This window comes from Donghicola eburneus, assembly GCF_900115865.1.
GTDB classification, from domain to species: Bacteria; Pseudomonadota; Alphaproteobacteria; order Rhodobacterales; family Rhodobacteraceae; genus Donghicola; species Donghicola eburneus.
Genome location: NZ_FOXY01000012.1, coordinates 13,202 through 37,511 on the forward strand (window position 1 = coordinate 13,202; position 24,310 = coordinate 37,511).

At 58.2% G+C, this 24,310-nt stretch carries 27 protein-coding genes; 12 read left to right on the forward strand and 15 right to left on the reverse strand.

Features of this window, described 5'->3' with window-relative positions:
• The first annotated feature begins 1 nt into the window (after window position 1).
• The gene (locus BM225_RS17530; protein ID WP_092465112.1) at window positions 2–346 is read left to right on the forward strand and encodes a nuclear transport factor 2 family protein; all 345 of its coding nucleotides are present in this window, start codon (window positions 2–4) and stop codon (window positions 344–346) included.
• Here the strand turns inward: BM225_RS17530 and BM225_RS17535 are convergent.
• From BM225_RS17535 to coxB, 11 genes are all read right to left on the reverse strand, one after another.
• A complete protein-coding gene (locus BM225_RS17535; protein ID WP_092465113.1) occupies window positions 343–1,749 on the reverse strand; it encodes an FAD-binding oxidoreductase in 1,407 nt (468 codons plus the stop codon). The two genes, BM225_RS17530 and BM225_RS17535, sit on opposite strands and share 4 nt — an antisense overlap.
• A gap of 8 nt (window positions 1,750–1,757) precedes the next feature.
• Window positions 1,758–2,600, reverse strand: coding sequence for an MBL fold metallo-hydrolase (locus BM225_RS17540; protein WP_092465114.1), 843 nt, complete (start codon window positions 2,598–2,600; stop codon window positions 1,758–1,760).
• Window positions 2,601–2,670: 70 nt separating this feature from the next.
• Window positions 2,671–3,249, reverse strand: a complete 579-nt coding sequence (locus tag BM225_RS17545; protein WP_072705736.1) for a GNAT family N-acetyltransferase — start codon at window positions 3,247–3,249, stop codon at window positions 2,671–2,673.
• Window positions 3,250–4,512, reverse strand: coding sequence for a M16 family metallopeptidase (locus BM225_RS17550; protein WP_072705734.1), 1,263 nt, complete (start codon window positions 4,510–4,512; stop codon window positions 3,250–3,252). It abuts the gene before it with no gap.
• On the reverse strand, window positions 4,509–5,894 hold the full coding sequence (gene thrC / locus BM225_RS17555) for a threonine synthase (RefSeq protein WP_072705776.1): 1,386 nt from the start codon (window positions 5,892–5,894) through the stop codon (window positions 4,509–4,511). The genes BM225_RS17550 and thrC overlap by 4 nt, the downstream gene beginning before the upstream one ends.
• Window positions 5,894–6,580 carry an SURF1 family protein gene (locus BM225_RS17560; RefSeq protein ID WP_072705732.1) on the reverse strand — a complete coding sequence of 229 codons (687 nt, stop codon included), beginning with the start codon at window positions 6,578–6,580 and terminating at the stop codon, window positions 5,894–5,896. Before BM225_RS17560 ends, thrC begins: the two co-directional genes overlap by 1 nt.
• A gap of 98 nt (window positions 6,581–6,678) precedes the next feature.
• A complete protein-coding gene (locus BM225_RS17565; RefSeq protein ID WP_072705730.1) occupies window positions 6,679–7,467 on the reverse strand; it encodes a cytochrome c oxidase subunit 3 in 789 nt (262 codons plus the stop codon).
• A gap of 22 nt (window positions 7,468–7,489) precedes the next feature.
• Window positions 7,490–8,065: a cytochrome c oxidase assembly protein gene (locus tag BM225_RS17570; RefSeq protein WP_245780533.1), complete on the reverse strand. Its 576-nt coding sequence runs from the start codon at window positions 8,063–8,065 to the stop codon at window positions 7,490–7,492.
• A complete protein-coding gene (locus tag BM225_RS17575; protein WP_072705726.1) occupies window positions 8,065–8,259 on the reverse strand; it encodes a hypothetical protein in 195 nt (64 codons plus the stop codon). The genes BM225_RS17570 and BM225_RS17575 overlap by 1 nt, the downstream gene beginning before the upstream one ends.
• A complete protein-coding gene (gene cyoE, locus BM225_RS17580) occupies window positions 8,256–9,200 on the reverse strand; it encodes a heme o synthase (protein WP_072705724.1) in 945 nt (314 codons plus the stop codon). Before cyoE ends, BM225_RS17575 begins: the two co-directional genes overlap by 4 nt.
• A gap of 97 nt (window positions 9,201–9,297) precedes the next feature.
• The gene (gene coxB / locus BM225_RS17585; protein ID WP_072705722.1) at window positions 9,298–10,140 is read right to left on the reverse strand and encodes a cytochrome c oxidase subunit II; all 843 of its coding nucleotides are present in this window, start codon (window positions 10,138–10,140) and stop codon (window positions 9,298–9,300) included.
• Between the two features lie 181 nt (window positions 10,141–10,321).
• Here coxB and tldD point away from each other — a divergent pair, with 181 nt between their 5' ends.
• The 6 genes from tldD (at window position 10,322) to BM225_RS17615 (ending at window position 17,409) form a co-directional block, all read left to right on the forward strand.
• Window positions 10,322–11,743, forward strand: a complete 1,422-nt coding sequence (gene tldD, locus BM225_RS17590; protein WP_072705720.1) for a metalloprotease TldD — start codon at window positions 10,322–10,324, stop codon at window positions 11,741–11,743.
• A gap of 76 nt (window positions 11,744–11,819) precedes the next feature.
• Entirely contained in the window at window positions 11,820–12,959 is a 1,140-nt protein-coding gene (gene dprA, locus BM225_RS17595; RefSeq protein WP_072705774.1) for a DNA-processing protein DprA, read from the forward strand.
• Window positions 12,960–13,064: 105 nt separating this feature from the next.
• Window positions 13,065–15,644, forward strand: coding sequence for a type I DNA topoisomerase (gene topA, locus BM225_RS17600; protein WP_072705718.1), 2,580 nt, complete (start codon window positions 13,065–13,067; stop codon window positions 15,642–15,644).
• Window positions 15,645–15,764: 120 nt separating this feature from the next.
• Window positions 15,765–16,466: a CoA transferase subunit A gene (locus tag BM225_RS17605; RefSeq protein WP_072705716.1), complete on the forward strand. Its 702-nt coding sequence runs from the start codon at window positions 15,765–15,767 to the stop codon at window positions 16,464–16,466.
• A gap of 1 nt (window position 16,467) precedes the next feature.
• Window positions 16,468–16,779 (forward strand): YciI family protein, encoded by a 312-nt coding sequence (locus BM225_RS17610; RefSeq protein ID WP_072705714.1) that lies wholly within the window; start codon window positions 16,468–16,470, stop codon window positions 16,777–16,779.
• Window positions 16,780–17,409: a 3-oxoacid CoA-transferase subunit B gene (locus tag BM225_RS17615; RefSeq protein ID WP_072705711.1), complete on the forward strand. Its 630-nt coding sequence runs from the start codon at window positions 16,780–16,782 to the stop codon at window positions 17,407–17,409. It begins immediately after the preceding gene.
• 71 nt (window positions 17,410–17,480) lie between these two features.
• On the opposite strand, the gene BM225_RS17620 is transcribed toward BM225_RS17615, so the two are convergent.
• The 4 genes from BM225_RS17620 to BM225_RS17635 form a co-directional block, all read right to left on the reverse strand.
• Window positions 17,481–17,852 (reverse strand): hypothetical protein, encoded by a 372-nt coding sequence (locus tag BM225_RS17620; RefSeq protein ID WP_072705709.1) that lies wholly within the window; start codon window positions 17,850–17,852, stop codon window positions 17,481–17,483.
• Window positions 17,853–18,142: 290 nt separating this feature from the next.
• The gene (locus BM225_RS17625; RefSeq protein WP_072705706.1) at window positions 18,143–18,511 is read right to left on the reverse strand and encodes a hypothetical protein; all 369 of its coding nucleotides are present in this window, start codon (window positions 18,509–18,511) and stop codon (window positions 18,143–18,145) included.
• Window positions 18,512–18,802: 291 nt separating this feature from the next.
• Complete coding sequence (locus BM225_RS17630) at window positions 18,803–19,174, reverse strand: hypothetical protein (protein ID WP_092465115.1); 372 nt, start codon at window positions 19,172–19,174, stop codon at window positions 18,803–18,805.
• A 139-nt stretch (window positions 19,175–19,313) separates the two neighbouring features.
• Window positions 19,314–19,910 carry a lytic transglycosylase domain-containing protein gene (locus tag BM225_RS17635; RefSeq protein ID WP_245780535.1) on the reverse strand — a complete coding sequence of 199 codons (597 nt, stop codon included), beginning with the start codon at window positions 19,908–19,910 and terminating at the stop codon, window positions 19,314–19,316.
• Window positions 19,911–20,510: 600 nt separating this feature from the next.
• On the opposite strand from BM225_RS17635, the gene BM225_RS17640 reads away from it, so the two are divergent.
• From BM225_RS17640 to BM225_RS17660, 5 genes are all read left to right on the forward strand, one after another.
• Window positions 20,511–20,699: a hypothetical protein gene (locus BM225_RS17640; RefSeq protein ID WP_072705702.1), complete on the forward strand. Its 189-nt coding sequence runs from the start codon at window positions 20,511–20,513 to the stop codon at window positions 20,697–20,699.
• A 114-nt stretch (window positions 20,700–20,813) separates the two neighbouring features.
• Entirely contained in the window at window positions 20,814–21,011 is a 198-nt protein-coding gene (locus tag BM225_RS17645; protein WP_072705700.1) for a hypothetical protein, read from the forward strand.
• Window positions 21,012–21,109: 98 nt separating this feature from the next.
• A complete protein-coding gene (gene cpaB, locus BM225_RS17650; protein ID WP_072705698.1) occupies window positions 21,110–21,973 on the forward strand; it encodes a Flp pilus assembly protein CpaB in 864 nt (287 codons plus the stop codon).
• 183 nt (window positions 21,974–22,156) lie between these two features.
• On the forward strand, window positions 22,157–23,581 hold the full coding sequence (locus BM225_RS17655; protein ID WP_072705696.1) for a type II and III secretion system protein family protein: 1,425 nt from the start codon (window positions 22,157–22,159) through the stop codon (window positions 23,579–23,581).
• 4 nt (window positions 23,582–23,585) lie between these two features.
• Window positions 23,586–24,254, forward strand: a complete 669-nt coding sequence (locus tag BM225_RS17660) for an OmpA family protein (protein ID WP_092465116.1) — start codon at window positions 23,586–23,588, stop codon at window positions 24,252–24,254.
• The last annotated feature ends 56 nt before the right edge of the window (window positions 24,255–24,310 follow it).

Here is a 24,310-nt window from a genome sequence, read left to right on the forward strand (position 1 = left end):
GATGACACCTGCCGCTGAGTTCGCCGCCGATTGGGAAGCGGGTTGGAACAGCCACGATCTGGACCGGATCATGGCCCACTACAGTCCCGATATCGTCTTCCGGTCAAAAAAAGCGGTGGCTCTGGTCGGCAACGGAGAGGTGCGCGGGCATGACGCCCTGCGCGCCTATTGGCAGGCCGCGCTGGACAAACAGCCTGACCTGCATTTCACCGTCCGTGATGTGTTTGCTGGCCACGAGATGATGGTCATCACCTACGAAAACCATCGGGGCGTTCTAGCGCCAGAGACGCTCTATTTCGGCGCGGACGGCTTGGTGATCCAAGCCGCCGCCTGTCACGCGGGTTAAGCGCGCAGGATCACGCCAGGGTTCATGATACCTTTGGGGTCCACCGCCTGTTTGATCGCGCGCAGAGCCGCCAGCTTGACCGGATCGCTGTATTTCTCCAGATCGCTGACTTTCAGGCGGCCGACACCGTGCTCGGCGCTGACCGAACCATTGAACGCATGGACCAGATCATGCACCCCGGTTTTTACCGCCGCACGCAGGTCTTCGTAATCCGCGCGGGATTTTCCGGCAGCGGGGAAGACGTTGTAGTGCAAGTTGCCGTCCCCAAGGTGCCCAAAGCAATTCACCCGAACATCCCCAAGCGCCGCCATAGCTGCATTCCCTTCGCGGATAAATTCAGGGATTCGGCTGATCGGAACAGAAATATCGTGGCTGCTGATTGAACCGATCCGGCGGTTCCCCTCGGGGATATTCTCGCGGATGTTCCACAGGTCGGTGCGCTGTTGCTCGGACTGTGCAATCAGGCCATCGGTGACGATTCCCGCTTCGAAGGCTTCGGCAAATAGGGTCTCTAGCGCCTCTGCAGGGTCCAAACCTTTGGCAAGTCCCACGTCGGTCAGAACGCTCCATTCCGGCGCTTCGTCATAGGGCAGACGCAATTCAGGCATGGTTTCCTGCAAGAACTCCCAGCCCTGACGGTGCATGATTTCAAATGCGCTGATTCCCTCGGCCATATGGCTGCGGGCCATGGCCAGCAGTTCCGTCGCCGCCTCGGGCGAGGGCACGACGAACAAAGCAGTCCCTTCGCTGGCGGGAATTGGGAACAGCTTCAGCGCGGCGGCGGTGATGATCCCGAGCGAGCCTTCGGATCCGATCATCAAGTTGCGCAGATCATATCCTGTGTTGTCCTTGCGCAAACGGGTCAGGCCGTTCCAGATGTCTCCATTCGGCATCACGACCTCTAGTCCCAGACACAGGTCGCGCGCATTTCCGTAGCGCAGCACATTCAGACCGCCCGCGTTTGTCGCCAGATTACCTCCGATCCGCGCCGAGCCCTTGGCTGCGATCGACAACGGAAACAGCCGGTCCTCTTTTTCGACAGCCGTGTGCAAATCTTGCAGAATGCAGCCCGCTTCGGCCACCAGAACGTTTTCCTCGGGGTAGATCGCACGCACCGCATTCATCCGTTCAAGCGAGATGATCAGCGGCTCGATTCCGTCCTGCGCAATCTGCCCACCGACGAGGCCGGTGCCTCCTCCGTATGGAACGACCGGAACACCCGCCGCGTGGGCAAATTTCACCGCGAGCGATACCTCTTCGGTGTTGGCGGGTGCGATAAGTAGGCCGCCCTGCCCCTTGTAGCGACCGCGGGGTTCTTCCAAATACCGAGGTTCGAGTTCGCGAAATGCAGCGGCAGGCAAGGCGTCCCGCAGGGCGCCTTCGATCGAAGTCACGGGGGTCATGGGCTCTCCTATTCAGCGCCCAAGTCTTGGGCCGAAATCGGACGAGGTTCAAGCACCACAACTGTCGGGCGCGAGGGTAAATTCCGCAGGGAGACGTCGATCTGCGACTCGCCCGTGCGCTGGATTGCGAAATCCTGTTCCATACGCGCGATGAACTGTTCCAACGTCAGGCGGCCGAACCAGTGCATCGGAATGATGATCGATGATTTCAGCCGCTGCATAACTCGCACCACCGACGGCTGATCTAGCGTCATACCGCCATCCACAGCCACCATTGTGACATCCAAGCGGCCCATTGCGGCGTATTGCGCCGCCGAGGGTTCGTGATGCAAGTGCCCCATATGGCCGATACACAGCCCGCCCACTTCGAAAATAAAGATCGAGTTGCCATTCTCGCCCGCCGAGCCAGAACCCCGTCGATTGTCCGTGGTCACGTTGCGCACCAGCATATCCCCAAGATCGAGATAGTGCACCGCCGCGTTCCCCTCGGCATCAGGCCAGCCCTGCAGAACATGCTTGATGTCGGGGTCAGGATAGCTGGTCCAGTGGGTCCCATGGGCGTTGTTCATAGTGGCAACATCCGGCGTAAAATCCCCTTGCCCCAGATAACCGGAATAGTCTGTCACCGCCGTCAAACCGCTCTGAGTGCCGATCAAAAACATCGCGTGGTCCAGATAGCGAATACGGACGGTGTATTCGTCTGCGATTGGATCGGAAAAACTGGCAAGCTGCACGTATTCAAGACCCGGCGCGCTGTTGGCCACCGCGATGCAATGACTTGGCCGGCGGTCTTGGGCCTGAGCTGCCCCTGCAGTCACCAGAAGAAGAAGTGAGATGAGACGAAATACCATGTGCGATCCCCCGTGTTCGCCCAAAGGCTAACACAAGTTCCGCACGATCCGGTCTTCACGGATCGGTCAACTAAACCGTCTTGCCCCGTCGATCGTGGCGAAGAGCTGCGAAAAGCACATGATTACGCCAGCGACCGTCGATCTGCAGATAGGATTGCGCGACGCCCTCGTACTTGAACCCGCATTTTTCGAGCACGCCGTGCGAGGGCTTGTTTTCCGGCAGGCAAGCCGCTTCGATCCGGCTCAGGTCCATGCGCGTAAAGGCATGGTGCACAATCGCGGCAATCGCTTCGGTCATATATCCTTGGCGGGCAAAGGGTTCGCCGATCCAGTAACCGATCGTGCCCATCTGCGCAGGCCCTCGGCGTACATTGTCCAAGGTAATCGCACCAAGCAGCATGTCATCAGACCGACGGATCATAAACAGCGGCACAGCAGTGCCCTGAGACATGGATCGGCTGGCCCAGTAAACGCGGTTGGTAAAGGCTTTGCGGCTGAGGTGATCCTCGGCCCATGTGGGTTCCCACGGTGTCAGGAAATCACGACAGGAAAAACGCAGCGTGCTCCACGCACGGTAGTCGCCATGGAGCGGGAGTCGTAGCGTCATACGCTCGGTCTCCAGGCGAAACTTCCGTTTGTTCAGCAGCATTTATCCAGCCAGCCTCTCTTTCAACGCGGCCAGGAAAGGCGCATTGTCTACGGGACCATAGAGCGCCATCGCGGACGGCGCATTGGTGGCAAGATTGATTCCGAAATCACGCACGTTTTCAAGAGTAACGGCATCGATTCGCGCCACAGTCTCTGACAAATCGGGCACACGGCCCCAGATCGACATCATACGGGCCAAACGTTCAGCACGATTCGACGGGCTTTCGAGCCCCATGAGCATGCCAGCCTTCATCTGGGCACGGGCACGATCAATCTCGGCGATACGCAGATCCTCGTTGATACGGCGCATTTCGTCGATGGTGACTTCCGCCAATTCACCCAGCTGTTCGGCGCTGGTGCCAGCGTAAACGGTGATTAGGCCGGTGTCGGAATAAGCGCCCGCCTGGCTAAAGATCGTGTAGCACAAACCGCGGTGTTCGCGAATTTCCTGGAACAGACGAGAAGACATGCCGCCCCCCAGCGCGTTCGCATAAATCTGGCCGGTAAAGAAATCATCCGCACGGTAGCCGGGGCTTTCAAAGGCCAACGTGAAGTGCGCCTGCTCCAGCTTTTTCACTTCGCGGCGCTCGCCCCCTTGGAATGCTGCAGCGTCTTCGTGCTGTGCCGCACCCGGCTGCATGTGACCGAACAGCTTCTCCGCCTCGCGCACGATGGCGTCGTGGTCGACAGCGCCAGCAGCCGATAGAATCATCTGACCGGGGCCATAGTGTTCCTCGACAAAGCCCGACAAATCCTCGCGGCTGAAGTGGCGTACGCGCTCGGAGGGTCCAAGGATGGTCCGACCAAGAGGTTGGTTTGGGTAGGCCTCTTCTTGCAACCAGTCAAAGATCACGTCGTCAGGCGTGTCCAGCGCCTGACCGATCTCTTGCAAGATCACGCCACGTTCGACCTCGATCTCGTTCTCGTCAAAGGTCGGATTGAGCAGAATGTCTGCGATGACATCCAGCGCCAGTGGCACGTCATTTGCCAATACGCGGGCGTAATAGGCTGTAACCTCACGCGAGGTGTAGGCATTGATATACCCGCCCACATCTTCAATGACTTCGGCAATCTCCAGCGCGGAGCGACGCTTGGTGCCTTTGAAGGCCATGTGTTCAAGGAAGTGGGCAATGCCGTTCTGTTCCACCCTTTCGTGGCGCGCACCGGCACCCACCCAAATCCCGATCGCAGCGGATTCGAGGCCGGGCATGTGCTCCGTCACAACGCGGAAGCCATTGGAAAGGGTATGGGTCTGAACGGTCAAAGGTGGATCCGATCCTTAATTAGAGTTTCAATCGCCAGCAGGTCGTTTTCGACGCGGGTCACGCGTTCCGAACGCTCATATAGGTCAGCCATCCGCGGGGGAAGCCCCGGACGCACGCCTGTAGCTTTCTCAACCGCATCAGGGAATTTCGCGGGGTGCGCAGTTGCAAGAGTAACCATCGGGCTGCTGCCCATATGCGCTTCTGCAACATGTACGCCAACCGCGCTGTGGGGACACAGCAGCTCTGCCGAATGCTTCAGAGTGCGCGTAATCGTTGCCAGCGTTTCCTCTTCGGAACAGCGACCACTGTCGAAGTTCTCTCGCAGAGCCTGCAAGGCACCTTGGCTAACCTTGAAGCCGCCTGCTTTGAGTTCATCCATCAGCTGCGCAACGGCCGTGCCGTCGCGGCCATAGGCATCGAACAGCGCACGCTCAAAGTTCGAGGACACCTGAATGTCCATCGACGGGCTGATCGAGGGGATCACGCCGTCGACCATGTATTCGGACGTCGACAGGCAGCGGTGCAGGATGTCGTTCTGGTTGGTCGCGACGACCAGACGATCAATCGGCAGGCCCATGCGCTTTGCGATGTAGCCCGCGAAGATATCGCCAAAGTTGCCGGTCGGCACGGTGAAGCTGACCTTGCGATGGGGCGCGCCCAAAGCCACAGCCGAGGTGAAGTAGTAAACGACCTGCGCCAGAACACGGGCCCAGTTGATGCTGTTCACGCCCGCCAGCTTCACGCCGTCGCGGAACTCGAAGTCGTTGAACATATCTTTGACGCGCGCCTGACAGTCATCAAAGTGCCCGTCGAGCGCCAGCGCGTGCACGTTGTCCTCGGAGGGAGCGGTCATCTGGCGGCGCTGGACTTCAGACACACGGCCGTGCGGGAACAGGATGAACACGTCCACCGCGTCCAGACCACGAAACGCTTCGATCGCGGCGGAACCGGTGTCGCCCGAGGTCGCGCCCACGATGGTCACGCGGCTGTCGCGGCGCTTGAGCTCGAACTCGAACAGCTGACCGATCAGCTGCATCGCGAAATCTTTGAACGCCAAGGTCGGGCCATGGAACAGCTCACACAGGAAATGTCCGGGAGCGAGTTGCTTAAGCGGCGCGCGGGCGTCGTGGCCGAAACCAGCATAGGCCCGTTCGATGATCCCACGGAATTCGTCGTCGGTGAATGACGTTCCCAAATAAGGACGCATCACACGAAAGGCGACTTCCTCATAGGGCAGGCCAGCCAGCGCGGCGATGTCTTCGGCCGTCATGGTAGGAATCTCTGCGGGAACATAGAGACCACCGTCGCGCGCGAGGCCAGTCAGCATCGCCTCGTCAAAGGTCAGCGTCGGCGCAGAGCCTCGGGTCGAGATGTATTGCATCATTCGGGCCTTTCATCTTTTGCCCTGCGGTCGCGCCACAGGAGGTATGCAATGCCGATAATCCAGATCGCGGCGAAACTGAACCACGTTACGGCGTATTCAAGGTGATTGTTCGGGATACCTGCCGTGTCCACCGGCCAGGGGGTCACACGCGGTTCGGGATAGTCGGTCTCGCGCACCACGATCAGGATCGGCTCGGCGTCGAGGGCCTGCGCCATCTGCGGGATATCGCGCGAGAACCAGTCGTTGTTCGCAAGGTCATTTTCAGGGGTGGAGCCTGTACGCTCGTCCGGCCAATGCAGGTTGCCGATGATGGTCGCATCGTGTTCGGGACGGGTGTCGTCCTTGGCATTGATGGCGACGAACCCACGGTCCAGCATCAGGCGGCGGCCTTCCTCGGTCTCGAGCGCAGTGATGATCCGGTAGCCAGCCCCCTGCCCCCGCGCCGAGGCCAAAACGTGCAGCTCATCGGTCGTGACCGTGCCGGTCACACTGACTGGCAGATAGCGGTCCGCGATGGGATCCGGATTGGCGGGCACCGCAACAGGCGCTTGGGTGATGTGGGTTTCGATATCGGCCAGGATCTGGGTTTTCCACGCCAGACGGTCCACCTGCCATTTGCCAAGCCCGAGCAGGACAGCCGCGACAGCGATACCGACCACGATCAGGATTACAGAGCGACGCATTTCGGGCCTTTCAAACGAAAACAAGGTGCGCAGTTTGCGCACCTTGCTGTGATATTCACTGCGGCTGGAATTTCAACCGACAACTGATGCACTGGCGGTTAGCCGCCCCAGATGTACACAGCTGCGAACAGGAACAGCCATACAACGTCAACGAAGTGCCAGTACCAGGCTGCTGCTTCGAAACCGATGTGGTTCTCGGGGGTGAAGTGACCGCGCACGGTGCGCAGGTAGCAGATGAACAGGAAGATCGTACCAACGATTACGTGGAAACCGTGGAAGCCGGTCGCCATGAAGAAGTTGGCGCCGTAGATGTTGCCAGCAAAGCCGAACGACGCGTGGCTGTATTCGTATGCCTGGAACACGCTGAAGATCAGGCCCAAGATAACGGCCAGCAGCAGGCCCGACTTGATGTCTTTGCGGTTGTTCTCGTGAACGAGTGCGTGGTGCGCCCAAGTCGCCGCCGCACCCGAGCACAGCAGGATAAGGGTGTTGATCAGGGGCAGGTGCCAAGGATCAAAGGTCTCGATACCTTCGGGGGGCCAAACGCCGCCAACGGCGGGCATGGGGTACAGCGCGTGCTTGAAGAACGACCAGAACCATGCCGCAAAGAACATGACTTCGGACATGATGAACAGGATGAAGCCGTAACGCAGACCAATCTGAACAACCGGAGTGTGGTCGCCCGCCTGGTTTTCAGAAATGGTGTCCGACCACCAGCCGAACATGACGTAGAGAACGCCAACGAAGCCGATGAGGAACATCCACGGGCCGCTTTCCTTCATCCAAAGGACCGCGCCGAACAGCATGACAAAGCCGGCAATCGAGCCAAGGAAAGGCCAGATGGATGGGGGCAGAACGTGGTAGTCGTGGTTTTTTGCGTGCGCCATTGAAGGTCCCTCGTTGGAAGGCTTAGTTAATTTCTGTTGTTTTTTCGGTCTCGAGTGCCGCCTGATAATCAGTATCGGCGAGATCCATCTCGTGGAAGGTATACGAGAGTGTGATGTGCTTGGCGTATTTCGCCTCGGGGTCATCTACAATCTCGGGGTCGACATAGAAGGTCACGGGCATCTCGACCCGCTCTCCTGGCTGTAGCACCTGCTCGGTGAAGCAGAAGCAAGCAATCTTTACAAAGTACCCGCCTGCCGCAAAGGGCGCGACATTGTAGCTGGCAGTGCCTGCCACAACGTGATCGGTCGGGTTGTAGGCCTCATAGAAGGCAAGGCCGCTTTCGCCGATGCGCAGTTCCATCTCGCGCTGCATGGGTTTGAACTCCCATGGCATGCCGCTCTCTTTGGAAGCATCGAACTTGATCTTGATGGTCTGATCCAGAATCGTTTCGGACTCCGAGCTCGCAACCTGAGTCTCGCCGCCAAAACCGGTGACACGGCAGAACAGGTCATAAAGCGGAACAGCCGCCCAAGCGAGCGCGCCCATGACCAGAACGACCGAAACCAGTTGTACGACTGTTTTCTTTTTGCCTTCCATCATTGTCCTCCTTCCGGAGTGGTCAGTGACGGACGGGCGGTATGATCGAACGCTTCGACTTTGCCGCCGTTCTGCACCTTGACCACAGTCAACAGGAACACCAGCGCAACGAACCCGATCAGGACCGCAAGCAGACCGAAGTTCCGGCCGCGGCGACGCTGGTGAAGTTCATGGTCGGGACGGAAATTGCTCATACCCAGCCCCCAAGGCTGATGCCCATGCGCACCAGCACGGCATCCGCTAGAATCGCAGTGAACAGCAGGAACAGGTAGAGCAGCGAGAGTTTGAAGAAGCTGCGCTCCGCAGCGTAGTTGTCACCTTCGGCCTGCTCTTCGGTCCGGCGCAGGATGGTCCACGCGCCCTTGATGAACAACAGGTTCAGAATGACGGCGGTCGCCAAGAAGACAGGCCCGTTCAGCGCGGTGAAGGACATGCCAACCGACAGGGCTGCCAGCAGAACGGTGTAGGCGAAGATCTGAATGCGCGTGTTGCGGCGTCCGTGGGTGACGGTCAGCATCGGCACTTTCGCATCCGAGTAGTCAGACTTCATGAACAACGCCAGCGCCCAGAAGTGGGGCGGGGTCCAGAAGAAGGTGATCGCGAACATCATGATCGATTCGATCGAAATACCACCCGTGGAGACAGCCCATCCGATCATCGGAGGGAATGCGCCTGCCGCACCACCGATCACGATGTTCTGCGGAGTCGAGCGCTTGAGCCACATGGTGTAGATCACGACGTAGAAGAAAATGGTAAAGGCCAGCAGGCCAGCCGCGACAAGGTTCGACGCAAGGCCCAGCATAATGACCGAGAGGCAAGATAGAGCGATACCGATGGCGAACGCTTCGTCACGGGTGACTTTACCTGCGGGGATCGGACGCTTTTGGGTCCGCTTCATGATGCGGTCGATGTCAGCGTCGTACCACATGTTCAGGGCGCCAGATGCGCCGCCGCCCAATGCGATGAACAGAATCGCCGCAAAACCTTCGATCGGGTGAACAGAACCGGGGGCAACAAGCAAACCCACCAACGCAGTAAAGACGACGAGGGACATCACACGTGGCTTAAGAAGGGCGAAGTAATCGCCAAAGCTGGCCTCTGTGGTCTGGCTGCTGTCAAAGCTGGTATCGCTCATGGCGGATCCGTCTCGATGGCTAAGGGTCTATTTGGGTGAAGGCCCGCCCCGACCGTCCACGCGGAACGTTATCGGGGCGGGCCTAAAGTCGGGTGCGTTACTGCGCCGAAGCGACCTGGTAGGCCTGCGGGATGCCTGCGAACTCTTCTTTCGCGCCAGCCAGCCACTGCTGGTAGGCCTCTTCGCTGACAACTTTTACAGTAATGGGCATATAGGCGTGGTCTTTGCCGCAGAGTTCCGAGCACTGGCCGAAGTAAACGCCTTCACGCTCTGCTGCGAACCACAGTTCTGCCAGACGGCCAGGAACCGCGTCTTGCTTTACGCCAAATGCGGGGATGGTCCAGCTGTGGATCACGTCCGCGCCGGTGACTTGCATCACAACAGTGGCGCCTACAGGCACGACAACTGCGGTGTCGGTGGCCAGCAGGTATTCGTCTTCGTTGTAGCCGTACTCTGCCAAGTCTTCTTTGGGCAGCATGAAGCTTTCGAAGCCGAAGCCTTCGTCAACATACTCGTAGCCCCAGTACCACTGGTAGCCGGTGACTTTGATGGTGATGTCGCCTTCGGGGATTTCCTGCTGCTTGAACAGAACGGGCAGCGAGAACGAGCCGATGAAGACCAGAATAACGATCGGTACGATGGTCCAAGCGATTTCCAGCGGCGAGTTGTGCGTAAAGGTCGCTGGCTTGGGGTTCGACTTTTCGTTGTAGCGGACGACGATGAACGCCATCAGCGCCGAAACGAACAGAACGATCGCGGTGATGATCACGAGGATCATGCTGTCGAGCCAGTGAATGTCACGGGCCAGTTCGGTCCCTGCCGCTTGGAAAGCAGCGCCCGCATCGTGGGGCTTACCAACCACCTCGAGCCCGTCTTGGGCCAAAGCGGGAAGCGGAAGCATAAGGGCCATAGCGGCCAGCATTTTGGTCAGAAGTCGCATATTACACCCTGATCTTATTCGGCATTAAGCGCGTTGTTGCGGGGGACTGACAAGCATTCACCCGGAATCCATTGTGTTCAGTCCTGCAAAAACCATATTCTGTCACTCGGAACAAGATAGCGAACCGCGTCAAAGGGCCGCTTTTTTGATCCAAGTCAAAGACGGACCTTCAGGAGAACCCATGTCAACCGACACTTTCCGCCCATTCGAGACCCTCATCGACCGCGAAACCGCCTTTGGGCAACTGCGTGGGGCCGTTGACGGAGCCGACGACGGAGAGCTGTTTCTGGAACGTCGCCGCTCTGAGGTCGTCGCATACGACGATGGTCGGTTGCGTACTGCATCTTATGACGCAAGCGAGGGATTCGGTCTACGGGCTGTGCGCGGCGAAGTGGCAGGCTACGCCCACTCGACCGAAATCACCGAAGGGGCGCTGTCTCGCGCCAGCGAAACCGCGCGGCTTGCTGTGGGCGATGGAGGCGGCACTCTTGCCCTGCCCCCCGAAGGTACCAACCTGAAGCTTTACGGCGATATGGACCCTGTCGAAGAGCTGGCTTTTGCGACCCGCGTGGATTTGCTCAAAGAAATCGACGCGTACTTGCGTGCCGCCGACAAGCGCGTGGTCCAAGTGACCGCGAGCCTCGCCGCGTCTTTGCAAGAGGTCGAAATACTGCGCCCCGAAGGTCACAGCGTGACCGACGTGCGCCCAATGGTGCGCCTGAATATAAGTGTGATCGTCGAACAGGACGGACGCCGCGAATCCGGCAGCGCAGGTGGAGGTGGCCGCCATGGATTGGCGCCGATCGTAACTCCGCAGCACTGGAAATCCGTCGCAGACGAAGCGCTGCGCGTCGCCGTCGTGAACCTGAGCGCTGTGCCCGCCCCTGCGGGCGTCATGGACATCGTCCTTGGGCCGGGTTGGCCGGGCATCCTACTGCACGAGGCGGTGGGTCACGGGCTTGAGGGGGACTTCAATCGCAAAGGCACCAGCGCGTTTGCGGGCCTGATGGGACAACAGGTTGCAGCCAAAGGTGTGACTGTTCTGGACGATGGCACCATCCCCGACCGCCGCGGGAGTATTACTGTCGATGACGAGGGCACCCCGAGCGGCAAAAACACCCTGATCGAGGACGGCATCTTGGTCGGCTACATGCAGGATCGCCAGAATGCGCGGCTGATGGGTGTCAAACCCACTGGAAATGGGCGGCGCGAAAGCCACGCCCATATCCCCATGCCCCGCATGACCAATACATATATGCTCGGCGGTGACTCGACCCCTGCCGATCTGGTCAGCAGCATGAAGGACGGTATCTACGCCGTCGGCTTTGGCGGCGGGCAGGTGGACATCACCAACGGCAAGTTCGTCTTCTCCTGTACAGAGGCTTACCGTGTCACCAATGGTGTCGTCGGCGCCCCGATCAAGGGCGCGACTCTGATCGGGGATGGCGCGACCGCTCTGCAGAACATTCGCGGGATCGGAAACGACATGCAACTGGACCCCGGAATGGGCAACTGTGGAAAGCAGGGCCAGTGGGTGCCTGTCGGCGTTGGCCAACCCAGCCTGCTGATTGGCGGCCTCACCATCGGTGGATCGGCCGTCTAAGTCATTTTCCGTTAGGCTTAACCGCTGGTTAAGACTCCGTGGGGTATTCATGATTCTGCAAGACGGCGGAGACATGATGCCCCACCAAACTCACTCTTCCAGTCCCCACCCACTCCCACCCACCACGGAAGACGAGCGGGTTTCATGGCTTCGCCTCTTGCGCTCGCGCCGAGTCGGCATTGCGACCTTCTACCGGCTGATGTCGGAGCACGGGTCCGCGGATACCGCACTAGACGCCCTTCCTGACATCGCCAAAGCCGCTGGGGTCGACAGCTACGCCCCCTGCCCGCCCGAAGTCGCCTTGGCCGAGATGAGCAATGGGCGCAAAGCCGGTGCCCGCATGATCTGTTATGGCACACCGGATTATCCAGACAGCCTGACCGACCTACCTGATCCGCCCCCGATTCTATGGGCAATCGGCGAAACGGCGTTGCTCAATCGTCCGATGATCGCACTGGTGGGCGCACGCAACGCATCGTCGCTCGGCCTGCGGATGACGCGCAAACTGGCGCAGGAACTTGGCGAGGCGGGATATGTGGTCGTTTCGGGCCTTGCACGCGGGATTGACGCCGCCGCGCACGAAGTCAGCCTGACCTCTGGAACGATTGCCGTTATGGGCGGCGGAGTGGACATTATATACCCGCAGGAGAACGCGTCGATCGCGCAGGGAATCGCGTCCCAAGGCCTTCGCCTGTCCGAGGCTCCGGTGGGGGCCACGCCGACAGCGCGTCATTTCCCAGCCCGCAATAGAATCATCGCAGGCCTGAGTCGCGCCCTAGTTGTTGTCGAAGCCGCCGCGAAGTCCGGCAGTTTGATTACCGCAAGAAATGCACTGGATTTGGGGCGCGACGTTCTGGCCGTTCCAGGACACCCATTCGATGCCCGCGCTTCGGGCTGCAATATGTTGATCCGAGATGGTGCGATCTTGGTCCGCAGCGCCAGCGACGTTATCGAAGCACTTTCTCCTTTGTGCGAAGAGCCGCAGCTTCCGCTTGAGCCACCGCCAGCGCCTGCCAAAGATACCAGAACAAAAGAACAAACCTACGCCCTACACCGAGAAATTCTAGGCCGTCTTGGCCCCTCACCGCTGGCCGAAGACCAATTGATCCGCGATCTATCTGAGCCTGCGCATCATGTGACGTCCGTGCTGGTAGATCTGGAATTGGACGGCCGAATACAGCGCCAACCTGGCGGCCTGCTCGCGCGGCGATCATGACAGTCAGGTTTGCCGGAGTTTCCAGCAAAGATTGACATTCCCCCCTTGCACCCCACATGTTGCGCCGCCATACGCCACCTGAACCCATCGCAAGAGGTGCCCTTCATGCCCGTCGTCGTCGTCGAGTCCCCGGCCAAAGCCAAGACCATTAATAAGTACCTCGGCAAAGACTACGTAGTGCTCGCCTCTTACGGACACGTGCGCGATCTGCCTGCCAAGAACGGCTCGGTCGATCCGGATGACCACTTCGCGATGACATGGGAGGTCGGGAACGACTCCAAAAAACATGTCAAAGCGATTGCCGACGCGTTGAAAGACGACGACTCGCTCATTCTCGCGACCGACCCTGATCGCGAAGGAGAGGCGATCAGCTGGCACCTGCAGGAAACCCTGACCAAGCGCCGTGCGATCAAGAAATCGACCGAAGTCAAACGCGTGGTGTTCAACGCGATCACCAAATCTGCCGTGACCGAGGCGATGAAAAATCCCCGTGATGTGGACCAGCCCTTGGTGGACGCCTATCTGGCCCGCCGCGCGCTGGACTATCTCGTGGGCTTCAACCTCTCGCCGGTTCTGTGGCGCAAACTTCCAGGTGCCCGTAGTGCTGGCCGTGTGCAGTCCGTCTGCCTGCGTCTGATCGTCGAACGCGAGATGGAGATCGAGGCGTTTCAGGCCCGCGAATACTGGACCGTCAAGGCACTGCTCAACAACGCCCGCAACCACGAATTCGAAGCGCGCCTGACCGAGTTCGCTGGCAAGAAGCTGGATAAATTCGATCTGGCCGACCAGACCGCCGCCGAAATGGCCGTGCAGGCGATCAACAGCCGCGATCTGACCATCCGCTCGGTCGAAGCAAAGCCCGCCAGCCGGAACCCCTCGGCACCGTTCATGACCTCGACCTTGCAGCAGGAAGCCAGCCGCAAATTCGGCATGGGCGCGCGCCAGTGCATGAATGCTGCGCAGCGTTTGTACGAAGCCGGTCACATTACATATATGCGTACCGATGGCATCGACATGGCGCCCGAAGCCGTGACCGCAGCCCGCGAGGCGATCAAGGATCGCTACGGCGCGGAATACGTGCCCTCGTCGCCGCGTATTTATAAGAACAAAGCCAAGAACGCGCAGGAAGCCCACGAATGTATCCGCCCGACGGATATGACCAAGGACGCGGCCGCGCTGAAGCTGAAAGAACAGGATCAGGCCCGTCTCTATGATCTGATCTGGAAGCGCACCCTGGCCTGCCAAATGGAAGGCGCGCGTCTGGAGCGCACCGTGGTCGATATCGCCAGCGCGGATGGCCAAGTGGTGCTGCGCGCAAACGGTCAGGTCGTTCTGTTTGACGGCTTTCTCAAGATCTACGAAGAAGGCCGCGACGACGTCGTGGACGAAGATGACAAGCGTCTGCCCCACCTCACCGAAGGTGAAAAGGCGCACAAGCGCGACGTGATTCCCGAACAGCACTTCACCCAACCCCCGCCCCGCTACACCGAGGCGACGCTGGTGAAACGCATGGAAGAGCTCGGCATCGGCCGTCCCTCGACCTACGCGTCGATTGTGACCACAATTCAGGAACGCGAATACGTCACCAAGGACAAGAACCGCCTGATTCCCGAGGACAAAGGCCGGATCGTGACGATCTTCCTCCTGAATTTCTTCAAGCGCTATGTGGAGTATGACTTCACTGCCGCGCTCGAAGGCGAACTGGACGACGTGTCCGCAGGCGACCGCGACTACAAGGACTTGCTGGCGCGTTTCTGGAAGGATTTCCACGCCGCGATCGAGGAAACGAGCGAGCTGCGCATCGCCGAAGTGCTCGACGTGCTGGATGACGCGCTCGCACCTCAGCTCTATCCGCCTCGCGAGGACGGCAGCGATCCCCGCACCTGTCCCCAGTGTGGCGCAGGCCAGCTACACTTGAAAACCTCGCGCACAGGCGGGTTCGTCGGCTGCTCGAACTACCCCGAGTGCCGTTACACTCGCCCGATCAATGGCGATACCGATGATTCCGGTGACCAGATTCTGGGGGAAGACGAGGACGGCAACGAGATCAGCCTGCGCTCTGGCCGCTTTGGCCCCTATGTGCAGCGCGGCGAAGCGACCGAAGAGAAGCCCAAGCCCGATCGTTCAAGCCTGCCGCGCGGTTGGTCCAAGGATGAGATGGATCTGGAAAAGGCGCTGCTGCTCCTGAGTCTGCCCCGCGAAGTTGGCCCCCACCCAGAGGACGGCGAAATGATCGAAGCGGGCATTGGCCGCTACGGTCCCTTCGTCAAACATGGCAAGCTCTATGCGAACCTCAAAGAGGTGGACGACGTCTTTACTATCGGCATGAACCGCGCTGTCGAAGAACTGGCGAAAAAGGCCGAGAGCCGCGGTCGTCGTGGTGCGGCCAGCACTGCCAAGCCCTTGAAAGAATTGGGGGACCACCCTGATGGCGGCGCGATGAACGTCTATGACGGCCGCTACGGCCCCTACGTGAAATGGGAAAAAGTCAACGCGACCCTGCCCAAAGACGTTGAGCCCGCCGATGTGACCGCCGAAATGGCGATCGAGTTGGTGAACGCCAAGGCATCGAAAAAGGGCACAAAGAAAAAGGCAGCTCCCAAGAAAGCCGCCGCCAAGAAGGCCCCCGCGAAAAAGACCGCAGCAAAGAAAACCACCAAGAAAGCGGCCGACTCGGAAGAGTAAGCTCTTGGACGATCGTTAAATTGACAAAAGCCGCGGCGCGATACTGCACCGCGGCATTTTGTTGACTTGAGGCACCCCGCCCGCCACAGTCGCCTCCGAGATACACGGAGGATTTTTCTAATGCACAAAGTGTATGGCAGCGCGTCGGAGGCCTTGGATGGCCTGCTGCGCGACGACATGCTGATCGCGGCAGGGGGCTTTGGCCTGTGCGGGATTCCCGAACTGCTGATTGATGCGATCGTGGAAAGCGGGGTCAAAGGTCTGACCGTTGCGTCGAACAACGCCGGTGTGGATGGCTTTGGCTTGGGCAAACTGCTCGACACCCGCCAGATCAAGAAGATGATGTCGTCCTACGTGGGCGAAAACGCGGAATTCATGCGCCAGTACCTGTCCGGTGAGCTGGAGCTGGAGTTCAACCCGCAGGGCACCTTGGCCGAGCGCATGCGCGCTGGCGGCGCTGGCATCCCCGGCTTCTATACCAAGACCGGCGTGGGCACCGTGATTGCCGAGGGCAAAGACGTAAAGGTCTTCAACGGCGAAGAATACATCATGGAAGAAGGCATTTTCGCCGACATTTCCATCGTCAAAGCGTGGAAAGCGGACGAGACCGGCAATGCTGTGTTCCGTAAGACCGCCCGTAACTTCAACCCGCCCGCGGCCATGTGCGGCAAGATCTGCATCATGGAGGTCGAGGAAATCGTCCCCACCGGCAGCCTTGACCCCGATCACATCCACCTGCCCGGCATCTATGTGCACCGCCTGATCCAAGGAGAGCACGAGAAGCGGATCGAACAGCGCACCGTGCGTCAGAAAGAGGCCTGATATGGCCAAATTCCTTTATGGATACCACGGCGGCAAAATGCCCGAGACCGAGGCCGAAGAGCAGGCTTCGATCGCGGCATGGGTCGCTTGGGTTACCAAGTACGAGGCCTCCATGCCCGATCCAGGCAATCCGGTGGGCCAATCCAAAACAGTGTCGGCCTCTGGCATTTCTGATGATGGCGGCGCAAACCCGCTGTCCGGATACGCCATTATAGAAGCCGCAAATATCGACGAAGCGACCGCGATCGCCAATGAATGCCCCATTATCGGGGAAGGCGGATCGGTCGAAGTCGCTCAGATCATGGAGATGTAAATGCCCTGGGATCGCAATCAAATGGCCGCACGCGCGGCGAAAGAGTTGGAAGACGGCACCTACGTGAATCTTGGCATCGGCATCCCGACGCTGGTTCCGAACTTCATTCCCGAAGGCGTCAACGTGATGCTGCAGTCGGAAAACGGCATGCTGGGCATGGGCCCCTTCCCGTATGAGGGCGACGAAGACCCCGACCTGATCAACGCGGGCAAGCAGACCATCACCGAACTGCCCGAAACCAGCTATTTCGACAGCTCCACCAGCTTTGGCATGATCCGCGGCGGCAAGATCGCAGCGGCGATTCTGGGCGCGATGGAAGTCGCTGAGAACGGTGATCTGGCGAACTGGATGATCCCCGGCAAGCTGGTCAAAGGCATGGGCGGCGCGATGGATCTGGTGGCTGGCGTAGGCCGCGTGGTCGTGGTCATGGACCACACCAACAAGCACGGCGAGTCGAAGCTGCTGAAATCCTGCACCCTGCCCCTAACCGGCAAGGGCGTGGTGGACCGCGTGATCACCAACCTTGGTGTTCTGGACGTGGTTGAAGGTGGCCTGAAGATCGTGGAATGCGCAGAGGGCGTCACCGAGGACGAACTGCGTGCTGCCACCGAAGCGACGATTGTGGATTAACACAGGCATTCGCGAACACGAAAAAAGGCCCGCAATTCTGCGGGCCTTTTTTGTTAAAGAGCGATCGAGTGTTAGTCGTTCGCGTCGATGTCGGCAAAGATCGCTGCAGCGCGGTCATTCACGGCTGCCGAGCTGTAGACAGTGGTCGTATCAACGTCCTGCGCGACTTCCAGTGCGGGGTTCTGTTCCAACTCCAGCGAGGTGAAGATTGCCTCGGCGGTGGGGTTCAGCGAAGACTTCGATGATACGGTCGAGGTGCTGTCGCCACCGAAGTAGGTGTTGCGCTCGCTGACCGACTTATCCTGATTGAAGTGCATCTGTGCCAGCTGAGCAGTGGTGTATTCGCTCGCGGGCACGTTCAGGTCTGCAGCCAGTTGGTTCTCAGCAAAAGCAGGAGCAGCAAGACCAAGTACGACAGCGGTGGTTGCGATAAAGGTTTTCATTTTCAACATCCTTTTCAATTCGTTTTGTTTGGCTTCCGGGCTTTTCGGCCTCGGCATGGGTTAGATATGAGCCCCATCCAGAGAAACTTCAATGCACGAAGCCGAGATTTATTTGTCATTTTGGTGCGAAAATGCACATAACTTGTGACGCTCACATCGCAGTGAAATAGGGAACCCAGTCTGTGGCAAAGGATCGGCCAGACCACTTTGGATGTTCCACGTCACACACGAAAAAGCCCGCCGGAAAACCGGCGGGCTTGGGCCCAACAGGGCGACTGACGAATGTCAGATTACTCTGCGTCGATGTCTGCAAAGATTGCTGCAGCGCGATCGTTAACAACGGCGGAGCTGTAAACAGTGGTCGAGTCTACGTCCTGTGCGACTTCCAGAGCAGGCTTACGCTCTAGCTCGTAACCAACAAAGATCGCCTCGGCGGTGGGGTTCAGAGCCGACTTCGACGAAACAGTCGCTGCAGTCTCGCCACCGAAGTAGGTGTTCTGCTCGCTAACCGATTTGTCTTGGTTGAAGTGCAGCTGGACCAGCTGTGCGGTGGTGTACTCGTTTGCGGGTACGTTCAGATCAGCGGCCAGTTGACCCGCAGCAAAAGCAGGAGCGGCAAGACCAAGTACGACAGCGGTGGTTGCGATAATCTTTTTCATTTTCAACGTCCTTCTAACATCCGTTTGTTTTTCTTCCGGACCTTTTGGCCTCGGCATGGGCTTGATATGCGCCCACCAAGACGGAACTTCAATGCACGAAAACGAGATTTATCTGTAATATTAGTGCATTTATGCACATACAAATGTGACGTTCACATGACAGTGAAACCTCTGGAGTTTGGTTGCGAAATGTCGGTTGGGATGCGCTGAATACCACGGCGGCAAACAGAAAAAGCCCGCCGGGATCCGGCGGGCCTTTGCTCTCACACGGAGCATGTCACGGCATGTTAATTAGTCGTTAGCATCAATCTCTGCAAAAATCGCAGCAGCGCGGTCATTCACGGCAGCCGAGCTATAGACAGTGGTGGTGTTCACCTGTTGCGATACTTCCAGAGCGGGGTTCTGTTCCAGTTCCAGCGAAGTAAAGATCGCTTCGGCGGTCGGGTTCAGCGAGGATTTCGACGACACGGTCGAGGTGCTGTCGCCACCAAAGTAAGTGTTTTTGTCGCTGATCGACTTGTCCTGGTTAAAATGCATCTGGGTCAGCTGCGCAGTTGTGTACTGGTCAGCGGGAACACCAAGGTCAGCTGTGAGTTGGTCACTTGCAAAGGCAGGAGCAGCAAGACCAAGAACAACGGCGGTAGCGGTTACAAAGCGTTTCATTTCAAAGTTCCTTTCGGTTTCTATCTTCATGCTCGACGCAATGTTGCGTCGCTTATGACACCAAAATTGGATCTTTCTCGCTCACGTTCAATGCACATAAAGGTGAGGTATTCGTGAGTTCTGCGCGATAACGCACCATCTATCGCTCTGTTCTTTGGAAAACACAACCGTCACTGACATAGATCGGCGGCGTTTTGCACAAGCCCTTTGCGATCGAGAATGCGGCAAGCACCTTGGGGACGTAGTCTCGGGTCTCTGGATATGTCGGAATGCCTTGGGCTCGCAGCACCGCATTTTCACCCGCATTATAGCCAGCCAATGCCAGCAGCGGATCACCTGAGAATGTCTTGAGGAGGAAGTCGAGATATTTGATCCCCCCTCTGATGTTCTGAACTGGGTCTAGACTATCGGTGACACCGAACCGCTCTGCTGTGGCAGGGATCAACTGCATTAAGCCTTGGGCCCCTGCCCCGCTTACCGCATCGGCTCTGCCATGAGACTCGACCCAAATTACAGCGAGGGCCAAAGCAGGCGACACCTCGGTCCCAATCGTTTCGACCATGAGAGTTGCAGCATGCTCCGCCGCCAGTGCCTGCATGGCGGCGAGCCGCGGTGTTGGCACGATCTGCCCATCAGGACCACGCAAAGCAACCAGAGCATCCTCAATGCGGCCCGCACTTGCATCCGCGATCGCGGGCGAGACCACCGACCAATACCACTCATACAAGGAGGACACCGGCGCTTCAGGCGATTCTTCTGACGTGGCGCTTGGTTCCTTGGGTGTGATCTGCGCCTGAATAGGAATCTGGACGTCGATCTTGGGCCGCTCTCCTGGTTTGGGCGGTTTAACTGATTTGAAGGTAAACTCAGGAAAGGGCTTGGGACTCGTAATTTTTATGTACGAGTCACTTGAGTCCTGAGCCAAGGACATATCCGCATTCAAAATTACAAAAACTATAGGCAGAGCCGCCACGGCACGCCGCAAATCCACCGAAAATTCAGATTTCCCTTTGAACATCGCGCCCGAACTCCGGCTTTTCTACGTCTACTATCATAAGTTTGTGTCAAATCCGCCAGATTCCTCACTGAACCCAAGCGCAATGAGGATGAAACAGAAAAAAACACACGAAAGAATCTATTTGAAATAATTACTTACACAAAAAGAGGCCCATTCGGATGTGAAATACGAAAATCGAACTAAACGGGCCGCATTCTCGCCCGATTCAGGGGGCTATATGTATTCATCCGCAGCGACGAACTGACCAACACTGAGGCCGGTCAGCAAGAAGAGGCGGTAGTAAAAAATTCAACACGAGTATCCTCTGGAGGGAACACCATGAAACTGAACAAATTCTTCGCCGCTTTCCTGAACGACGAGTCGGGCGCTGTCACCGTAGACTGGGTTGTTCTGGCAGCCGCAACCGTTGGCCTTGGCGCCCTGATCGGCACCACCATCATCGGCAACGCCGAAACTCTGGCAACCGGCACCGGTACCTTCATCGGCACCATCGCGGCACCCAGCTAATCTAGTAGCTTAGCTTAGCTAGCGCGAGGCGCTCTCGCCAGTCGAGAGCGCCTTTTTTCGTCCGGAGGCATTCTCCGTTATCGAGAAACCCCTGAAACCCAGGAAGACCGCGACGTGCAACAGCACACTGCATTCAACTACGTCAAAATCTTCGCGGATCGCGAGGAAGGGGCAAGTTCGGTCGAGTGGGTTGTACTCATCACGATGCTGGCAGGATTTGCTTATGGCACCGGCATGCTGATGAGCGACAGTACAACGGTGCTCACAGAGGGGATCGCGGCCTACATTGGGTCGATCGCCTCCCCAAGTTAAGCGAGACACGCTCGCCCAAAGAAGCAGAGCAACATCTGCCTGGACTGTCCCGACATCCCTCGGGGCGGCTCATTGGTCATTCAAAGAAAGGGAACGCTATGCGTTTGGTCTTCGGACTCGTCCTCGTCGTTGGCGTCGCGCTGGCCGGTTTTGCTGTGTTCATGGCAAAGGACCGTATTCAAGCGTACCGCAACGAAATCGCAGCTCGGGATGCAGCACTTCAGCAGATCGTCCCGACAACCCCCGTTTATGTCCTGACCCAAGAGGTCGACTACGGCGATAAAATTACCAAAGAGCATGTGCGTTTGGTCAACTGGCCCCAGAGCGCCCTGCCCGAAGCCGCGTTCACAGAAGAAACCGCTCTTTTTCCCGAAGGCGACAGCGCTCTGCGCGTGGCCATACGCAAGATGGAAAAGGACGAGGTCATCATGACCAGCAAAGTGACCGAACCGGGCGAAGATGTGGGGCTAACCTCACTGCTGGAACCGGGGATGCGTGCCTTTACCATCAAAGTCGATGTAACGAGCGGCGTCTCGGGCTTCTTGCGCCCAGGAGACCGTGTAGACGTTTACTGGACCGGTGCAGTCCGGTCAGGCGACGCGCTTGGCATTGCAAGCGGTGACTTTACCAAAATGATCGAGCCCGGCGTGCAGATTATCGCCATCGACCAAGCCACAAGCTTTAGCTCCTCAGACGCGACAATCGCGCGCACTGTGACCGTTGCGGCCACACCGCGGCAAGTTGCGACCCTCGCCCAAGCTCAATCGAGTGGCGGCCTAAGCCTATCGCTGCTGGGTGCGCGGGACGAGACCGTCGCACAGTCGATCGAAGTGGACCAAAACCGTCTTTTGGGCATCGAGCAGCGCGAAGTGGCTGAAGTTGCTAAGGAAAAAGAGGTTTGCACCATTCGTCAGCGCCGCGGCGCAGAGGTGGTCGTGACGGAAATTCCCTGCACAAACTAAGCTGTGCCGACAGAATTACTTACAAAACACGGGGGCCTTTTGATGGCCCCTGTTGCGCGTCCTACACACAGGTTTTGCGTGTAACCAATCTAATTATTGAAAAAATCCGCCTTCTGTCGCATTCTGAGAGGCAAAAGAAAAACAACACTCACACTATCGAGCGTGATCAGAGAGGCAGATCACATGTACAGCAGTAAGTTTTTAACCGCGATGACCGTCGCGATGTCGATCATTGCCGCAACGCCAGCCCTTGTGCCCACACATGCGCAGGCTGATACGCTGCGTGTACTGCGCAATGGCCCGAGCTCAACACTCGAAGTTCCCATGAACCGCGCGGTCGTGGTTGAAAGCGACGTCCCTTTTGCTGAGCTGAGCATCGCAAATCCCAACATCGCGGACATCTCCTCTTTGTCCGACCGAACGATCTATGTGCTTGGCAAGACGCCCGGGCTAACCTCGCTCACACTCTTTGATGCCAGCGGAACACTGATCAGCAACGTCGACGTGCGCGTCGCCGCCGACATTTCGGAATTCAAAGAGCGCCTCGGTCAAATCCTGCCCGGCGAAAACATTGAAGTTCGTACCGCGAACGACGGCATCGTCCTATCCGGCGTGGTCAGCAGCGCGGCCCGCCTCGACCGTGCGCTAGATCTGGCAGAACGCTATGCGCCCGAGCGCGTGTCCAACTTGATGTCTGTCGGCGGCGTCCAGCAGGTCATGCTCAAGGTTCGTTTCGCCGAAATGCAGCGCACCGTCTCGAAATCGCTGTCCTCGTCTGTCAGCCTCAGCGGCGGCGACAACGTTTCAGTCTTTGGCGGCACCGGCAGCTACAACAACAGCGGCGCGGTCTCGAACGCAATCGCGGGACTCACACCATCCACGAACGATAACAACGGCGCCTTGCTCTTTGGCTTTGGCGCGGGATCGGTCGAAGTGGGCATCCTGCTCGAAGCGCTGGAAAGCAAGGGTATGGTTCGCACTCTGGCGGAACCGAACCTTGTCGCGCTATCGGGACAAGAGGCGAAATTCCTTGCAGGCGGCGAATACCCTGTCCCCGTTGTCGACACGGACACCATTGGCGTTCAGTACAAACCCTTTGGCATTGAGCTAAACTTCATTCCCCGCGTCGTGGACAAGGACGTCATTAACCTTGAACTAGAGGCCGCCGTATCCGCAATCGATGCGTCTAACGGCTTTTCGGTCAACGGGTTCGAGATTGATGCCTTCCAACGGCGCGAAGCGTCGACAACCGTGGAAATGCGCGACGGCGAAAGCTTTGCCATCGCGGGCCTCTTGATGGATGACTTCCGCGATCTGAACGGTCAAGTGCCGTGGTTAGGGGATATTCCCGTGCTTGGTGCCCTGTTCCGCAGCGCCGAATACATGCGGGAACAGACCGAACTGGTGATCATCATCACCCCCCACTTGGTCACGCCAACCCGCGGCGAAGTGCTTGCTTTGCCTACCGATCGCATCAAACCCCCGTCGGAAGAAGACCTGTTTCTGTTTGGACGTGTTGCCAGCGACACTGCGACACGCCAGAATGGCGCGGCAGCCGAAGTCGCCAAGCAGGACTTCAGCGGCTCTTATGGTTATGTGATGGAATAGGTTAATGCAGCGCCGCTACAAAACTACAGCCGCTATGGCTGGTGTGATTCTTCTGTCGGCCTGCGCCAGCCAGGATCCTGTCTACCGCGCATTTTACGAAGAATCGGGCTCCATCGCTGATAACGGAAATTTCGGGCAATCGACCCGAAATAACATCGCCTACATGACCGGCGAAAAACAGTACACGTACGAACTGGCAAGCCGGTTTGCGGCCGAAGTGCTGACCACAGTGAACTTTGAGTTCAACAGCGCTGTTCTGGACGCTGGCGCGCAGGACACGCTGCGCGAACAGGCCCGCTGGATTCAGCAGTTCCCCGAAGTACGCTTCCGTGTTTATGGGCACACCGACGCCGTCGGCTCTGATTCTTATAACAAATCTCTGGGTTTGCGCCGTGCGAATGCCGTCGTGAACTACTTGATCCGACTCGGCGTGAGCCGCAGCCGCTTGGAAGCTATGGTTTCTTATGGCGAAACGCAGCCGCTGATTGTGACCGAAGGCCACGAGCGCCGCAACCGCCGCACCGTGACCGAAGTTCTGGGCTTCGTTGGCAGCCATCCCACTGTTTTGGATGGGAAATATGCGCAGATCGTCTACCGCGACTACATCGCAAGCGGCGTTTCGCAAACGACGCTGACCGGTATCGAAGGCCGCGATTTCGAAACCGAGAAGTAATCTACGTTAACCATTTCCGCACAAATGGGCTGTTTGGGTCCAATTGTTGCCCAGAT

Excerpts from the sequence above, each read along its gene's own strand:
- BM225_RS17530 (WP_092465112.1), top strand. The coding sequence starts at position 2 with ATGACACCTGCCGCTGAGTTCGCCGCCGATTGGGAAGCGGGTTGGAAC.
- BM225_RS17535 (WP_092465113.1), bottom strand. The coding sequence starts at position 1,749 with ATGACCCCCGTGACTTCGATCGAAGGCGCCCTGCGGGACGCCTTGCCT.
- BM225_RS17540 (WP_092465114.1), bottom strand. The coding sequence starts at position 2,600 with ATGGTATTTCGTCTCATCTCACTTCTTCTTCTGGTGACTGCAGGGGCA.
- BM225_RS17545 (WP_072705736.1), bottom strand. The coding sequence starts at position 3,249 with ATGCTGCTGAACAAACGGAAGTTTCGCCTGGAGACCGAGCGTATGACG.
- thrC (WP_072705776.1), bottom strand. The coding sequence starts at position 5,894 with ATGCAATACATCTCGACCCGAGGCTCTGCGCCGACGCTGACCTTTGAC.
- BM225_RS17560 (WP_072705732.1), bottom strand. The coding sequence starts at position 6,580 with ATGCGTCGCTCTGTAATCCTGATCGTGGTCGGTATCGCTGTCGCGGCT.
- BM225_RS17565 (WP_072705730.1), bottom strand. The coding sequence starts at position 7,467 with ATGGCGCACGCAAAAAACCACGACTACCACGTTCTGCCCCCATCCATC.
- BM225_RS17570 (WP_245780533.1), bottom strand. The coding sequence starts at position 8,065 with ATGGAAGGCAAAAAGAAAACAGTCGTACAACTGGTTTCGGTCGTTCTG.
- BM225_RS17575 (WP_072705726.1), bottom strand. The coding sequence starts at position 8,259 with ATGAGCAATTTCCGTCCCGACCATGAACTTCACCAGCGTCGCCGCGGC.
- cyoE (WP_072705724.1), bottom strand. The coding sequence starts at position 9,200 with ATGAGCGATACCAGCTTTGACAGCAGCCAGACCACAGAGGCCAGCTTT.
- coxB (WP_072705722.1), bottom strand. The coding sequence starts at position 10,140 with ATGCGACTTCTGACCAAAATGCTGGCCGCTATGGCCCTTATGCTTCCG.
- tldD (WP_072705720.1), top strand. The coding sequence starts at position 10,322 with ATGTCAACCGACACTTTCCGCCCATTCGAGACCCTCATCGACCGCGAA.
- dprA (WP_072705774.1), top strand. The coding sequence starts at position 11,820 with ATGCCCCACCAAACTCACTCTTCCAGTCCCCACCCACTCCCACCCACC.
- topA (WP_072705718.1), top strand. The coding sequence starts at position 13,065 with ATGCCCGTCGTCGTCGTCGAGTCCCCGGCCAAAGCCAAGACCATTAAT.
- BM225_RS17605 (WP_072705716.1), top strand. The coding sequence starts at position 15,765 with ATGCACAAAGTGTATGGCAGCGCGTCGGAGGCCTTGGATGGCCTGCTG.
- BM225_RS17610 (WP_072705714.1), top strand. The coding sequence starts at position 16,468 with ATGGCCAAATTCCTTTATGGATACCACGGCGGCAAAATGCCCGAGACC.
- BM225_RS17615 (WP_072705711.1), top strand. The coding sequence starts at position 16,780 with ATGCCCTGGGATCGCAATCAAATGGCCGCACGCGCGGCGAAAGAGTTG.
- BM225_RS17620 (WP_072705709.1), bottom strand. The coding sequence starts at position 17,852 with ATGAAAACCTTTATCGCAACCACCGCTGTCGTACTTGGTCTTGCTGCT.
- BM225_RS17625 (WP_072705706.1), bottom strand. The coding sequence starts at position 18,511 with ATGAAAAAGATTATCGCAACCACCGCTGTCGTACTTGGTCTTGCCGCT.
- BM225_RS17630 (WP_092465115.1), bottom strand. The coding sequence starts at position 19,174 with ATGAAACGCTTTGTAACCGCTACCGCCGTTGTTCTTGGTCTTGCTGCT.
- BM225_RS17640 (WP_072705702.1), top strand. The coding sequence starts at position 20,511 with ATGAAACTGAACAAATTCTTCGCCGCTTTCCTGAACGACGAGTCGGGC.
- cpaB (WP_072705698.1), top strand. The coding sequence starts at position 21,110 with ATGCGTTTGGTCTTCGGACTCGTCCTCGTCGTTGGCGTCGCGCTGGCC.
- BM225_RS17655 (WP_072705696.1), top strand. The coding sequence starts at position 22,157 with ATGTACAGCAGTAAGTTTTTAACCGCGATGACCGTCGCGATGTCGATC.
- BM225_RS17660 (WP_092465116.1), top strand. The coding sequence starts at position 23,586 with ATGCAGCGCCGCTACAAAACTACAGCCGCTATGGCTGGTGTGATTCTT.